Consider the following 14236-nt stretch of genomic DNA (forward strand, 5'->3'; position numbering starts at 1 on the left):
CGTGATCGCTAGTTTGTAAGCTCACCTTGTGTGGCTACATCATTGGTGAGGAGCAACTCTCAATTTGCCAGTCTTCGAAAGTCCATGGCTTTATGCCCAAGCTCGCCACAGACGTGTCTCGTCAACGGGTGACCATGAACACCGGTTGCCTGCCGGGCGAGATTGGACAGGCCGACTGGTGGGACACGGCATCTTGGTCGATGTCGGCCGCAGGAGCTTGCGTGAGGCTTCGGGCTGTTGCTGACCGCCTACGTGCGTCATCACCGCCGCATCGTCGCGGTTGTGGCTGATGCGTGGGCCCCCGAGCAGGGGTACTCAAGCCGTTGTCTAACCCGCTGCCGGACGTCTCGCGCCAGATCGAGACCAGGGTCAGCAAGGACTGCTTCGGGCGGATGGCAGCCGTCGACTACCGGTCCCGCCCGGTCTGGCCGGCCGCCCACGTGCAGTTGAAGGTTGGCCTCGAGCGGGTGGCCGTATGGCTCGAGAGGGACCGCATTGCCGAACACGACCGGTCTTGGATCCGCCGGCGTGGTCATGGCACCGACCCGCCTGCGACTGCTGCGCGAGCACCGCGAAGCCCGCCAGAGCCTTCGCGCCGTGACCCCGCGTTGCCAACACCGAACCTGGCGGTGTGGGGTGCGGTCGCAGGAGCGTTCTAATGCCGGCCAGGAAGAACAAGCCCGCCGGGGTCTCCGCGGCCGCGGCCGAGCTGGCGTTCTACGCCCGTGCGCTCAAGGCCCCACGAAATCCCTGACCCCGCAGCGCCAATGGGGCGCTTAGAAAGTTGGTGGTGCGGTAGCTGGGTGAGCGGCCGCTAAGCGTTCTGGACGAGCCAACGTTGCTGTGCCGCGCCCCAAGTTAGACTCGCTGACATCGACGTCGTCGGCGACCCCAATGTCCATTGCCTGCCATCACTCACGCGAATAAAAACGGCATGACTCGCCGAGCACCGCCCTTGTGCCCTAGAATTGCTCGGCGCAGAGTCTATTTCACTCAGAAGCGTTGGGCTATTACAGCGGGCACCCCGACAGCCACGGTGCCTGGCGGAACGTCGTCGAGCACGACTGCACCCGCCCCCACCGTAGCGTGTTCCCCAACCTCGACGCCCGGCAAGATCACCGCTCCAGCCCCGATAGTTACCCCTGCACCCAGGCTCACGTTTCCACTGACGTTAGCACCTGGGTGCACGGTGACATAGTCGCCTAGTGTAGCGTCATGGCCGATCGTAACGTTCATGTTTAGGTGAACGTGACGGCCGAAAATCACATTCGAGGCGACGCTGACGTTCGAGCGGACAATCGTTCCAGAGCCGGGAGTCGAGTCCCTGCCGAATCGTGCAGACGGAGCAATAAGCGGCGAGGCGTCACAGTCGTGCCTGTCTAAACGATTGCGGATTACCGGGTCGGCGATCGCGATGACATAGGCATCCGGGCGAGCAGATAGCAACTCGTCAGGTGTGCCGATAACATCATGAATTTCGATGTTATCGTCGAGAAATCCAAGGAAGCACCACGTCTGCTGCTGCGCATTGATTTCGTCAATGACATCTCGCGCCCCCCTTCCAAAACCCCCCGCGCCAATGACTACGATGCTTTTCATATTGCCGCTCAAACCTCCCAGGGTTCGGCGAGTTTCTGGTCGCTCCCCGTGAATGGTTCAGTGATAAGACCATCACCCGAGTGAACGCCCTTTCCTCGCAACATCGTTGCGAAGGTCCGGGCAATAATGCGAAGGTCAAGTACCAGCGACTGGTTGTCGACGTACCAAACATCAAGCTCGAAGCGCTCTTCCCACCTTAACGCGTTGCGCCCGTTGACTTGCGCCCATCCGGTGAGGCCGGGCCGAACCTCATGTCTCCGAGCCTGCCGTTTAGTGTATAGCGGTAGGTACTCCTGCCTGAGCGGGCGGGGCCCGACGATGCTCATCTCGCCGCGGAGAACGTTGATTAGCTCGGGAAGTTCGTCAAGCGATGAAGCTCGGAGGCGTCGACCAAACGATGTTAGGCGCTCATTGTTGGGTAGCAGTTCTCCCAACTCGTTACGCTCATCGGTCATAGATCGGAACTTCACGAGCTCAAAACATTCTCCACCTAGGCCGGGGCGCTGCTGTCGATAGATGACCGGAGTCCCCAATTTCAAACGTATAAGGACGGCGATGGCCGCCATGATCGGGGAGAGAAGAGTGATGCCGACGGCTGCTATCGAGAAATCCAAGAGGCGCTTAACGACCAGACTATGAGAGAGTCGCCGGCGCTCCTGTGTTTCGGTCGCGACGCTGCTCAAACCCCTGCAACGATTAAAACTCATTCTGATTCCCACTATTGCCCCCGTTGCGGTGCCACCTCGCATAGTGATGCAGGCTATAAGCTACCGAAAGCTTAAGCCGAGTGGTTTGCCTGCATGCCCGCACCATTCAATGCCTCCTGAGAGGCCTGGTAGCGCTGTGCCCGCACCCCGCACGAAGCGCTCCACCGTGCCCCGCATCGGTAGGTTCCCGCGTGGATACCGCACACTTGACCACGGCAGACGCCCTGGAATAGCTAAAGTAGCGCCCATCGGACTACCTCGATCACCTCGGCGAGTTGTAGGTCAGTCATCGAAGAACCTGAGGGCAGACACAACCCCGTGTCGGACAGTCGCTCGGCGAAGCTACCGCCGATGCTCGCTGCTCCTTTGTAGGCAGGTTGGAGGTGCATCGGCTTCCACAGCGGCCGCGCCTCGATACCCGACACCACAAGGGCCTCGATCACCGCGTCGCGGTGGCGGGCGCCGCGCGGTTGGACTGTCAGGCAAGTCAACCAATTGTTCGGTTCACCGTTCGGGTCACACGGCGCAAAGGCCACACCGGGAAGCGACCCCAGATACTGACGGTACGTCTGATTGATCTCTCGTCGCCGCGCCAGCTTGGCGTCCAACCCTGCCAGCTGCGCCCGACCGAGCGCGGCCAGCAGGTTCGACAGGCGATAGTTGAAGCCGACGTCGCGATGCTCGTAGTGAGTCACCGGCTCGCGCGCTTGGGTAGCGAGGTGGCGAACCCGACGGGCGACCTCCTCGTCGTCGGTGACGAGCATCCCGCCACCGCTGGTGGTGATGATTTTGTTGCCGTTGAACGAGAAGACCGCCGCCCGACCAAACGCACCGGCCGGCCGCCCCGCGTGACTCGCACCCAGGGCCTCAGCGGCATCCGCGAGCACGGGAACGCCAAAGTCCGCAGCGAGCGGCACCAGGCGCGTGTAATCGACACATCGCCCATACAGGTCGACCGGCACGATGGCTTTCACCTGGGGCACGCCATTGCGACGGCGCCGCGCCAGTTCATCCTCGACGAGCTTTAGGTCGATGTTCCAGGTGCTGGGATCGGCGTCGACGAACACGGGCGTCGCACCGGTGTAGACGACGGCGTTCGCCGTGGCCGCGAACGTGAGGGTCGGAACGAGAACCTCGTCACCTGTGCCGACGCCGAGGGCCAGCAGCCCCAGGTGGAGTGCAGCCGTCCCACTGGAGAGCGCGACCGCGTGGCGGCGTTCTACCCGCTCGGCCAACTCGGCCTCGAACGCATCCAGGTCCGGCCCCACAGGGGCGATCCATCCGGAATCGAATGCTGCCAGCAAGCGCTCGCGCTCGGCTTCGCCCACATCCGGAGGTGACAGGTAGGTCCGGAACGTCACAGCATGCTTACTTCCCCGAGTGGGACATTGGTCCGTATTGCGGCGGCAGCCTAGTAGAGTGATCGATTCGCCGAAGAGCGCGGCTCAGCAGTCGTGGTACACGGCAGCACTCACTATGGTTGCTGCTGCCTCGAAGGCGGCGATTCGAAGCCGGGACGTGATTGAACGTGGGGTCGCAACGGCTACGACTCGGACGTCTGCGTCGATGCAGCGGTGCATCAGTAGCCGGGTCCTGGTCACGTGGAAGTCGCTGGTGACGACTGTGATCTGGCTCCACCCACGATCGCGGGCCAGGGCGGCGACGCCGCGCGCCTCGTCCCAGGTGGACTCGGGGACGGGCCGCAGGCACCAGACCCGTGGCTCGTCGCAGTCTCCGCCGAGGCGCCCGTAGTCGTACTCGCTGCCAGCCGACAGCACCAGGTCCCGCTCGCCCGGCACGCCCGACAGAGCCAGACCAGCCGCCAGTCGCTCCGGATCACCGCCGAGAACCGCGACGGGGCCGTCCTCGAACGGCACGCCGGTCGGCGGCCACAGGTACAGCCAGGCCCACGCGCCGACGAAGCAGGTGGCCGCCACGGCGCCGGCGACCCACCCGCGACGCCGCGCGATGCCACGGCCCCGTCCGCGGCCAACGGCGGCGTCATTCATCCAGATCAATGCCGCCCAGACGGATCACCAGGCTGGTGTCCGACGTCGTCCCGCCGTTCACGACGACCTGCCCCTCCCCATCCAGACGTGCCTCGGCTGGTGCCGTCCCGGCCCGCGCCAGCACGGCTTCCGCCTGTCCGCGGCCGTCGAGTGCGACGTCGGCGACCTGCCACCCTTCGGGAGCGACCACCTGGAGGTCGAGCTGGGTCGGGATGGCCTTGGACTGCTGCCACCAGTCGAGCTCGTAGACGAGATGACCGCGGTCCATGCTCGCCGGGGCGCGACCCGTATAGCTGAACTCGAACGCAGCCCGGTCCTGGGGCGGCGTCGCGAGGAAGCGGTCGAAGACCTGCACGTCGCGGATCTGGCCCGTCCGGACCGACGGCGCAGCACCGTCGTCGGTCACCAGGTTGCTGCCGCGCGGGGCCCAGACGCTGAACCAGGTGCGGTTCTCGCCCGGCGGGCCCTCGAAGCAGCCGCTGTCGGTGCCCTGCGGCGTGCAGCTGCCGATGACGTAGAGGTCCATGCCATCCGACGGCAGTGGGTTGACCACCTCGACGCGCACGTCCACGTCACGGCGGACCGTCACGACGCCCTCGTCGTTCACCCGCGGATCGCTGAGCGTGATGTTCGCCGTGACGTGATGCTCCAGGTGGACGTCCTGCTTGCCGCCGACCGCGTTGTTGGCCGTGACCGACAGGAAGTCGGCGCCCTCGTCCGGGCCGAACGCGCCCGCGGCGCCCAGCTGCGTGAAGGCGGTCTGCTCCGCCTCGTCCCGGCTGAACAGCTGCAGGTGCCGCTCGCTCGCCGCGTCGGCCAGTGCACGGGCGACCGCCACACCGTCCCAGCCGCCGTCGATCACCTGCGCGAAGGCCAGATCACCCAGCTGGCGCAGCACCAGCTTGCGTTCCGCGCTGCGGCCATCGCCGAGCACCTCGTAGACGTCCGCGGTCACGAATTGGGAGAACTGCTCCGGCGACAGGCTCGCCGGCACCTCGATGTCGCCCGCTACCTGGCCGGCCACGTCCGGCGGCAGCTCGAGGTCCGTCCCCATGGCGGTCAGCAGGTACTCCATGGCGATCGGGTCGATCAGGATCATCCCGTCGAGCGACTCGCCGGTCCGCACCTCGTACAGGTTGAGCGCGACGTCCGCCGTGGTCGGGAAGTCGGGATCCACGTTCACGTTGGAGAAGTGGCCGGCCGCCGCGACATGCCCGTAGCGCTCGGCGAACTCCGGATCCACGGTGGCCGCCTGGGTCACCTCGCCGTGCAGCTGGCCGATCATGCCGGTGGCCGGGCTGTCGCCGTCGTCCAGCGCGTCGTAGACGTCGGAGCCCAGCAGCTCGAACCGGCCGTCCTCGACCTGCAGCACCGCGTAGTAACCGATGAGCCCGCCGGTGCCGCGCAGCTCCGCCGGCGTCTGCACACCGAGGAAGTAGCGACGAGGTTCCTCGGCACCGACGAAGCCGGGCAGCGCGCTCAGCAGCTGCTGGCCATTGCCGATCAGGTCCAGGACCTGGTCGGCGGCGGTCAGGCTCTGCTCACGACCGTCGACCAGCTCCTGCGGCATCCAGCCGTGCCCGGCCTCCGCCAGCCGGGTGCGCGCCTCGGACAGGCGCTCCAGCGACAGGTCGTTGAGGATGTCGCGCGCCTCCAGCAACGGGGCGAGGTCGAGCCGGCCGTCCTCGACCCGGACGTCCAGGCCCGATCCGATCAGGCGCTCGCCGCGCTCCACGGCGGTGTCGGCGAGCTCGGTGGTGGCCGAGGCGACGCCGACGACCGCCCGGGTCGTGTGCACGCTGTGGCGCACGACCGGCAGGTTCGCCGCCATGCCCCACAACGGTCCGGAGGTCCGCGACCGCGCCGTGGCGAGTTCGCGCTCCGCACGCCGGACGGCGTCGGAGGCGCGGGTCATGTCACCGGTGCCGGCGGCGGCCTGCACCTCGCTGAGGCTGGCCTGCGCCGCCGTCAACGACCGGCGCACGACCAGGGCGTCACTGACGAACAGTGCGGCCAGGATGCCGCCGAGCAGCACGAGGCCACCCAGCAGCGGCAGCCACAGCCACGCGCGTCGCGGGCCGCGACGGCGGCGGCCCTTGCGCTTGCGCACGCGGACGCGCTCGCGCTGCGGCGCCGCCTGCTCCTCTTCCGCGCTCAGAACCTGCCCCCGACGACCTCGGCGGGCCGGAGCCTACAAGCCCGGCCCGCACACGCAGATCGGCCCGCCGGAGCGGGCCGATCCCGGAACTGCTGCTGTGTCAGGCGCTGACCTTGGCGTCCTCACGACGCCGCAGGGCCAGCAGCCCCATGGCCAGCAGCGCCAGACCCACCGCGGTCAGCACGGTCACCTGCGAGCCGGTGAAGGGCAGGGTGCCCGTCCCGGTCCCGGTGCCCGGCGTCACGCCGACACCGGCGCCGTCGTCGTCACGAGCGTCGTCCTCGTCCTCGACGACCTCGACTTCGTCGCCGGCGGTACCGGACTCCGCGCCCACGACCGTGACGGTGATGGTCTCACCGGCGGCGTCCTGCGGCACGGCGAAGGAGAACGCGGCCTCACCCTGCGCGTCGGCGTTGAAGGTGTCCGTGTAGAACACCGTGGTGTGCTGCGCCGTCGCGACGAGCTCCTCGCCGCCCTGGGCGCCGACGACCGAACAGGTCACGGTGTCACCCGGCGTCGTCCAGGTGCCACAGCTGACGCCGAAGTCCTCACCCGGCGGGTACTGGGCGAAGGCAGTGCCGATGGACATCGCCATGACGGCGAGCGTCGAGATGGCGAGCACGACGAGCGAACGAATCCGCTTCTTCACAGGCTTTTCCTCTCCGTCCCCCGTTGAGCGGACCCCCACGAGGAAGTACGTCTTGCGTCGTATGCCTAGGTCAACTGATCAAGTGCGGTGTCGACAGGCGGCGCCAACTCTAAACAACTCATCAACGAATTGTCACCCCTTGGCGGGCAGACGGCCGGCCACCATCCCCGCTCTGACTAGTCAGCGTGCGTTTCCCGCACGGAAGGATGGCGGTGCCCCGACCTGGGCGAGTACGAACGCGGGCAGCCTCCGCGAACGCGTTCCTCGGAAGGAGCGGCCGAAGGGTCGGGCAATCTTCACAACTACTCTCAGTGACATTCATGTACGCTGCGTGAGTTCCTAAGGAGCGTCCTCGCGGTTCGGGGGCTTGGAGAGGAGAACGCGATGGAACGCAAGACGGGTCGCCGGGTGTCGCGATGGCGCGCCCTCGTGGTCCTGGCCGCGCTCACCGGCAGCATGCTGGCCGGTGTCGGGGCGGCTGCTGCGGACGACGCAACGGCCACGTCTCGCGGCATCAGCTGGACGAGCACCGTCGACATCGTCGACTTCGTCGTGACGCCGACCCAGGGCTTCAGCTGGACCCGTGGCATCAGCTGGACCGCCTCGCCGGGCTTCAGCTGGACCCGTGGCATCAGCTGGACCGCGACGCAGGGAATCAGCTGGACCAAGGGCTTCAGCTGGACGGCCTCGCCGGGCTTCAGCTGGACCCGTGGCATCAGCTGGACCGCGACGCAGGGCATCAGCTGGACCAAGGGCTTCAGCTGGACCGCCACGCAGGGCATCAGCTGGACCAAGGGCTTCAGCTGGACCTGATCGGGGGCGCATTTCCGCCCATGATCTTCGCCGGCCGGCCACACTCCACGGGGTGGGCCGGCCGGCCCGTTTTCTGAGACCGGCCTGACGGCGAGCGCGAGGACAAGCGATCAGCGCCAAGGTCGAACGCTACGTCGCGTTCTGGGTGTTGCTGGGGGTGGCGGCCCTCGGCGGCGTCATCCTGCTCACCGAGGTCCAGGCCCCCGACCTCGGCCCGCTGCTGCTGCTGGTGGCGGCCGTCGCCGTCGCCGAGCGCGTGGAGCTGCGCTTCACCTTCGAGCACTCCGACATCGCCATCACGCTCGTCGAGGTGGCCATCACCGCCGGGCTGCTGCTGGTGGCGCCGACCGAGGCGGTCGTGGCCACGGGCCTGGGCATGATGATCGGCCAGGCCTCGCGCGTGCCGGACCTGGTCAAGGTCAGCTTCAACACCGGCCAGGCCATGGTCGGCACCGCCGTCGCAGCCCTGATCCTCCACTTCGGCCCGTCGATCGGGCCGCTGGTCAACGGCCGCGCCGTCGTGCTGGTGCTGCTCGGCATGGCCCTCTACGTCGCCGTGAACTCCCTGGCCGTGCTCGGCCTGCTCACGCTCGCCGAGCCCAGCGCCCGCGAGGGACTCGTGGGGCAGCTGCCGCTGGGCGCGATCTCGGCGCTCGGCAACGCCGCCATCGGGGTCGTGCTGGCCGCCCTCCTGGTCGTCCAGCCCGCGCTCGCGCCGTTCATCCTCGTCCCCGCCGCGGCCGTCTACCTCGCCGCCCGCGGGGCCCGGCGCACAGCCGACCTGCTCGGCCGCGTCCGCATCGACCGTGACCGGCTGACGCGCGTCGTGGACGGCACCATCGACGGCATCCTGCTGCTCGACCGCGACGGGGTCGTGCAGGTCTGGAACGCCGCCATGGAGGAGCTGACCGGCCTGTCCGCGGACCGGGTCGTGTCGCGGCCGGTCGCACGCGTGATGACCGAGTCGGTGCGCGAGGGCGACGGCGAGGTGGTGGGACGCTGGCTGATCGACGAGGCGCACGAGGGCGCCCAGCACCGCGAGTTCGACGCCCGCATCCGCCACGTCGACGGCACCGCCCGCGAGGTGCGCGAGAACCACTCGCTGATCTTCGACGATCGCGGCCGCTGCACCGGGGACGTGGTCGTGATCCGCGACGTGTCGCGGCAGCGCGAACTCGAGCGGTTGCGCGGCGACTTCGTGGCCCGCGTCTCGCACGAACTGCGGACGCCATTGACGCCGATCCGCGGCTTCGCGTCCGTGCTGTTGCGCAAGGGCGACCAACTCGACCCGGCCAGCCGACAGGAAGCGCTGGAGCGGATCGTGGAGCGCTCCGACCACCTCGCGGCAGTCGTCGAGGACCTGCTGCTGGTCACGCGACTGGACCAGCGCGAGGTCGACGAGCTGGTCCACCCGGTGCCGACCGACCTGGGGCCGCTGCTGGAACGCGTGGTCGACCACTTCCGCCAGCGCGAGCCGGGACGCACCATCGCCTTTTCCGCCTCACCCGGTACCGGCGAGGCACTGGCCGACCCGGCCCGCACCCGCCAGATCGTGACCTCGCTGCTGGACAACGCCTGCCGCTATTCACCCGAGGACACCCCGGTCGAGGTCACGCTGGACCAGGTCGGCGACGACATACGCGTCCGCGTGATCGACAGCGGGCCCGGCATTCCGCGCGAGAACCGTCAGGCCATCTTCGAGCAGTTCCACCGCCTGGAGGACCCCCTGACCATGCGCACCGGCGGGGTCGGTCTGGGGTTGTTCATCGGTCGTCGCCTGGCCGCCGCCATGCACGGCGGTCTGGACCTGGACGAGCCCGCAGCCGCCGGAGGCAGCACCTTCGTCCTGCGTCTACCGGCCGCAGTACCCGTCGCCGGCATCGAGTCCCGCGATCTGACCGGGTGAAATAGCGCGTCGTGCTACCGTCATGGCACGGTCTTTGCGTTGGGGCAAGTTGGCATGGACCGCCGGGGACATTAGGCACCCACCGCCCACGCCAAAGGACGCGCACATGGCACGCAAGATGAGTGACGATCACAAGGCGGCACTCGCCAAAGGCCGCGCACAGGGACGCGCCGTTCGCGACTACCTCGCCGCCCTCGAGCAGGACCGCAAGCCCGGCCGTCGTATGGATGCGGACACCGTCAAGTCCCGCATCGAAGAAGTGCAACAGAAGATCGACGCCGAGCCCGACCCGGCCAAGCGCGTGGAGATGATCCAACGCCGCCTCGACCTCGAGGAACGCCTGGTCAACATGGCGGAGGACGTCGACCTCGAAGCACTCGAGCAGGGCTTCGTCGACGCCGCCGCGGAGTACTCGGAGCGCAAGGGCATCACCTACACCGCCTGGCGCGAAGCCGGCGTCCCGGCGGCCGTGCTCAAGCAGGCCGGCATCCGGCGCACGCGCCGCACCAACGCGGCCTGACCCACCGAAACGTCCGCGCGGGGCCCGCCATTCGGCGGGCCCCGCCTTTTTTGCGTCCCGCGGGCGTCAGCCACGTCCGGGTGCGTCGTCGCGACCGGAACCGCCACCGCGGGCAGCCTGGTCGCCTGCGTCGTCGTCCGTGTCCCCGCGCTGCTGGCCGGGCGCGTGGTCGCGGCCGCGCCCGTTGCGCCCCGACGCGCCGGCAGGGTCGTCGCGTCCGCCGGCCTGCCCGGCGTTCCCGCGCTGTGGCCGATCGCCCGCGGCCGACGAGCCGGCGTTCCCAGCCGCACCGGACCGCCCGTCCGCCGCCACCCGGTCACGGGGCGGCTCGCTCGCCCGACTGCGGGGCGGTTCGGTCGCCCCGCCGCGCTCGCCCGCCACCGCCGGCGGCGGAGCGGCGATCGGCGACGTCTCCGCGGTGCTCACGAACAACCCGTCCTGCCAGCGCAGCAGCGGCGTCGTGACCTTCGCGTCGCCGCCACAGGTGAGCGTGAACGCCTCCATGGCCCGGGTGTTCTTCACGCGCATCCGTTCCGGCTTCGGGGACGCGAGCGGGCAGGTCGACGGGATGCGCAGGTCACCGTCGGACGCGACGGTGGCCAACAGCACCGCCGGGCCACGGTCGTCGAGGAACGGCGCGACCGCGTCCTCGCGCCCGTTGCCCGTCACGTCGCGGGCGAGTGGTGCACCCAGCCGCTGCGGCGCGCCGCCCGTCACCGAACCGACCGCCACGTAGGCGTGGCCGTCCCAGGCCGCCAGGGTGAGCTCCAGCACGCCGGCGGGTGTGATGGCGGACACCAGCAGCTCCGGCGTCCCGTCACCGATCAGGTCCACGGTGAGGTGGTCGAAGGCCACGGCACCGTCGACGTGCTCGTAGAGGAACGCCGCCCGCTCCGCATCACGCGACGTCCCACCGGCGTCGCCGTCGCCCGGCGCGCCGTCCTCCGAGGCGCCGTCGGCAGCGTCCGCCGGCGACGTCCCGGCCGCGCCCGGGTCGGCGTGGGCGGCCGGTTCGCCCTCACCGGCCGCCGACCGGTCGTCGTCGCCCAGCGTCTGCGCCTCGGGCACGGGGGTGGCGGTGAGCTCGGACGGCTGGCCGACCTCGGCGCACGCCGAAAGGGCCGTGGCCAGCATCGCCACGGCCGCCACCCGGCCACGCCCGCCGCTCACGCCGCCCTCACCGGCACGCCTCTCGTCCGAACCGTGCAGGAAACCCGGGAAGGACACGTGTCCCGTGGCGTAGGCCCGTTCGGAGGTCGGTGGACGTCGGAATGGCCGCATTTCGGTCCATCCCGCGCCCCCACGGCCGGCAGGCCGCCGGCGCGGTCGCGTCAGCTCAGCAGCTGGACCCGGTCGTCGGGCTCCCAGGCGACGCGCTGCTCGCCGGCCAGAACCTGCAGCGCCGCACGGGTGGAGGCCTCCGCCGCCGGCCACAGTCGCGGATCCACCTCGGCGTAGATGCGCTCCACCAGCTGGCGAGGCGTCATCGGGCCCTCGCCCAGCGCGGCGAGGATCTGCCCGCGGCGGAACGCGCGGTGCTCGCGGTAGTAGGTGAGCACCGCGTCCGGGTCCTCCGTCAGCTCGGGCCCGTGGCCCGGCAGCAACGCGTCAGGGCCGACGGCGGCGAGCTTGCGCAGCGAGTCGAGGTAGGCCGCCAGGTCCCCGTCGGGGTGGGCGACCACCGAGGTGCCGCGCCCGAGCACGTGGTCGCCGGTGAGCACGGCGCCCGTCGGGGCCCGCAGCGCGACGTGGTCGGCGGTGTGCCCGGGCGTGGCGAGCACCTCGAGGTGCAGGCCGCCGACGTCGACGTGGTCCCCGTCGGCCACGAGCCGACCCGCCGGTCCGGCGACCTCGGGATGCGCGGCGACGACCGTGGCGCCGAACCGGCCCGCCCACGCCGCGGCCGCCTCGGCGTGGTCGACGTGATGGTGAGTCACCACGATGATCGCGACCGCCGCGTCCAGCTCGGCCGCCACGTCCTGTACACGCCCGAAGTGCGCCGCGTCGTCCGGGCCGGGATCGACGACCACCGCGACGCCGCTACCGGGCCGCGACAGCAGGTAGGTGTTGGTGCCGTCGAGCGTCATCGGCGAGGGGTTGGGTGCCAGCACCCGGGTCGTCACCTCGTCGAGCCTGGCGACCGGCGGCATCGCGCCGAACGCCGGCAGCGACCACGCGGCGCGGGGGTCGGGGGGCGGCAGCGGAGGTGAGGTCATCGCCGCATCAGCGTAGGCGCACGCGAGCGGGCCCCGGACGGGGGGAGGTCCGGGGCCCGCGTGCCGGCCACCTGCGGAGGCGAGGAGGCCGGCGGTGACGTGCTGGCGGAGGTCGCGCGCCCCGGGGAGTCATCGACCGCCTCCGGTCGCGCGCAGCACGTCACCGCCATCGGGAGAGCAAGGGTGCGATGTCCCTGGTTCGCACGCGAGGGCGGAACGTATGTGTGCGGGCCGCAGGATTGTTTTCGGTCGCGCGATGCGTGAACGGCGGCGTACGGCAGGACGCACGAGCAGGCCCGGTCGATTCCGACACGCCGGACAACGCGGGAGCGGCGGCCCGTCTCCGGACCGCCGCTCACCTCTCCCGCCCTGACGGCTCCCGCTCCGTCTCCCTCAGAAGGAGGTGACGGGAAGGTTACCGACGGACGGTGTCCGACGGAAGGGGGCATGGGGTATTCGCCCCGTCTACCGCACGGTTTTCGCGCGAAGCGCGCACTTTCGCTACGGCCAATTCCCGACACTGGCCTGGCCATGCGGCCGCCTCGCCTGGTACCGCGTGACATCACCCAAGGCCGTCCGCTGCGCCTCACGCCATGCGGGTCGGGCGTCAGATCGGCTCGGGGTCGCCGCCGTCGGGATGGCGCACCAGCACCCGGCCGTCACGGCGCACCAGTTCCGGCTGGATCCGCCGCTGGTCGACCGCGTCGGTGGTCGCCGCCTTCCACGCCTCCTCGACGGTGTTGAACGTGCCCAGCTGCTGCAGGTTGCGCCGGGTCGGGAAGATCACGACCGCCTCGCCGCGCTCGTGCGCGCCCAGGGCGTCACCGGGAGTGGTCCAGCGCACCTCGGTGGTCTCAACGTCGTCCGGGGTGGCGGTCTGCCCGCCCGGCAGGCGGGCCAGGAAGAACCGCGTGTCGAAGCGGCGGTGCTGCCCCGCGGGCGTAACCCACCACGACCAGAAGCGCAACAGGCGCAGGTCGAGCACCAGCTCCTCGTCCTCCAGCCAGCGCCGCCAGTCCCAGGCCGCCGCCCGGTCGGCCAGGCGCTGGCGGGCGGTGACGAACGAGCGAGTGCGCAGGTCCTCGTCGGTGACCGGCGTGCCGTCCTCGCGGGTCGCCAGCAGGACCCCGACCTCCTCGAACGTCTCGCGCACGGCGGCGACCAGCAGCCCCTGGGCCGCCTCGGCGGACTCGGCGCCCAGACGCTGCTGCCAGCGCGCCGGGTTGTCCCCGACCCACCGCGCCGCGTCCAACCCGCGATCCATCGGGTCGACCTTGCCGCCCGGGAAGACCAGCGCCCCGCCGGCGAAGTCGGCCTGCAGGTGGCGCTCCAGCATCAGCACCTCGACCGGCCCCTCGCCGCGTCGCCGGTCGCGCACGACGAGCACGCTGGCCGCGTCGACCGCGGGGGCCGTGGTGTCCCCCGTGAGACGGCCGGCCCGCGTCCGTTCCTCCTGCGCCACGTGCGCTCCTGTTCCCCCGCGCGGTGGTTCCGCGAGCACGAGTTTCGCATGGCGCGCGACCCGCGAGCGAACGACATACCGGCCGGCTTCCCACCGTGCGGTGTGCGAGTATTCCGGCCGCGCCCGCAACCGACCTGGGCACGGCGACGTCGAAGCGGGGTGAGACGTCGGCATCGGGGGTCTCGCCCGAGCGTGTC

General features: G+C 69.9%; 13 protein-coding genes. 4 read left to right on the forward strand and 9 right to left on the reverse strand.

Going from position 1 to position 14236, the window contains the following annotated elements; all coding sequences use genetic code 11:
• The first annotated feature begins 293 nt into the window (after window positions 1-293).
• On the forward strand, window positions 294-659 hold the full coding sequence (locus ACERM0_RS21825) for a hypothetical protein (protein ID WP_373680755.1): 366 nt from the start codon (window positions 294-296) through the stop codon (window positions 657-659).
• Between the two features lie 334 nt (window positions 660-993).
• Here ACERM0_RS21825 and ACERM0_RS21830 read toward each other — a convergent pair whose 3' ends face one another.
• The 6 genes from ACERM0_RS21830 to ACERM0_RS21855 all read right to left on the reverse strand — a co-directional run bounded on the left by ACERM0_RS21830 (window position 994) and on the right by ACERM0_RS21855 (window position 7122).
• Window positions 994-1611 carry a transferase gene (locus tag ACERM0_RS21830; protein ID WP_373680756.1) on the reverse strand — a complete coding sequence of 206 codons (618 nt, stop codon included), beginning with the start codon at window positions 1609-1611 and terminating at the stop codon, window positions 994-996.
• Window positions 1608-2282, reverse strand: a complete 675-nt coding sequence (locus tag ACERM0_RS21835; RefSeq protein ID WP_373680757.1) for a sugar transferase — start codon at window positions 2280-2282, stop codon at window positions 1608-1610. The genes ACERM0_RS21830 and ACERM0_RS21835 overlap by 4 nt, the downstream gene beginning before the upstream one ends.
• Before the next feature lie 257 nt (window positions 2283-2539).
• Window positions 2540-3667, reverse strand: a complete 1128-nt coding sequence (locus ACERM0_RS21840; protein ID WP_373680758.1) for a DegT/DnrJ/EryC1/StrS family aminotransferase — start codon at window positions 3665-3667, stop codon at window positions 2540-2542.
• A gap of 84 nt (window positions 3668-3751) precedes the next feature.
• Window positions 3752-4243, reverse strand: a complete 492-nt coding sequence (locus ACERM0_RS21845; protein ID WP_373680759.1) for an ElyC/SanA/YdcF family protein — start codon at window positions 4241-4243, stop codon at window positions 3752-3754.
• 64 nt (window positions 4244-4307) lie between these two features.
• Complete coding sequence (locus tag ACERM0_RS21850; RefSeq protein ID WP_373680760.1) at window positions 4308-6425, reverse strand: DUF4012 domain-containing protein; 2118 nt, start codon at window positions 6423-6425, stop codon at window positions 4308-4310.
• 148 nt (window positions 6426-6573) lie between these two features.
• Entirely contained in the window at window positions 6574-7122 is a 549-nt protein-coding gene (locus ACERM0_RS21855) for an LPXTG cell wall anchor domain-containing protein (RefSeq protein ID WP_373680761.1), read from the reverse strand.
• Window positions 7123-7506: 384 nt separating this feature from the next.
• Here ACERM0_RS21855 and ACERM0_RS21860 point away from each other — a divergent pair, with 384 nt between their 5' ends.
• The 3 genes from ACERM0_RS21860 to ACERM0_RS21870 all read left to right on the forward strand — a co-directional run bounded on the left by ACERM0_RS21860 (window position 7507) and on the right by ACERM0_RS21870 (window position 10361).
• Window positions 7507-7935, forward strand: coding sequence for a hypothetical protein (locus ACERM0_RS21860; protein WP_373680762.1), 429 nt, complete (start codon window positions 7507-7509; stop codon window positions 7933-7935).
• A 145-nt stretch (window positions 7936-8080) separates the two neighbouring features.
• The gene (locus ACERM0_RS21865) at window positions 8081-9841 is read left to right on the forward strand and encodes an ATP-binding protein (RefSeq protein WP_373680763.1); all 1761 of its coding nucleotides are present in this window, start codon (window positions 8081-8083) and stop codon (window positions 9839-9841) included.
• Window positions 9842-9947: 106 nt separating this feature from the next.
• A complete protein-coding gene (locus tag ACERM0_RS21870) occupies window positions 9948-10361 on the forward strand; it encodes a hypothetical protein (RefSeq protein ID WP_373680764.1) in 414 nt (137 codons plus the stop codon).
• A gap of 66 nt (window positions 10362-10427) precedes the next feature.
• Here the strand turns inward: ACERM0_RS21870 and ACERM0_RS21875 are convergent, their stop codons facing one another.
• From ACERM0_RS21875 to ACERM0_RS21885, 3 genes are all read right to left on the reverse strand, one after another.
• Window positions 10428-11531: a hypothetical protein gene (locus ACERM0_RS21875; RefSeq protein WP_373680765.1), complete on the reverse strand. Its 1104-nt coding sequence runs from the start codon at window positions 11529-11531 to the stop codon at window positions 10428-10430.
• A 161-nt stretch (window positions 11532-11692) separates the two neighbouring features.
• Window positions 11693-12577, reverse strand: coding sequence for an MBL fold metallo-hydrolase (locus ACERM0_RS21880; protein ID WP_373680766.1), 885 nt, complete (start codon window positions 12575-12577; stop codon window positions 11693-11695).
• A 607-nt stretch (window positions 12578-13184) separates the two neighbouring features.
• Window positions 13185-14039 (reverse strand): NUDIX hydrolase, encoded by an 855-nt coding sequence (locus ACERM0_RS21885; RefSeq protein WP_373680767.1) that lies wholly within the window; start codon window positions 14037-14039, stop codon window positions 13185-13187.
• Window positions 14040-14236 lie beyond the last annotated feature (197 nt).

It is taken from the genome of Egicoccus sp. AB-alg2, assembly GCF_041821065.1.
GTDB lineage: Bacteria > Actinomycetota > Nitriliruptoria > Nitriliruptorales > Nitriliruptoraceae > Egicoccus.

Excerpts from the sequence above, each read along its gene's own strand:
- ACERM0_RS21860 (WP_373680762.1), top strand. The coding sequence starts at position 7,507 with ATGGAACGCAAGACGGGTCGCCGGGTGTCGCGATGGCGCGCCCTCGTG.
- ACERM0_RS21880 (WP_373680766.1), bottom strand. The coding sequence starts at position 12,577 with ATGACCTCACCTCCGCTGCCGCCCCCCGACCCCCGCGCCGCGTGGTCG.
- ACERM0_RS21870 (WP_373680764.1), top strand. The coding sequence starts at position 9,948 with ATGGCACGCAAGATGAGTGACGATCACAAGGCGGCACTCGCCAAAGGC.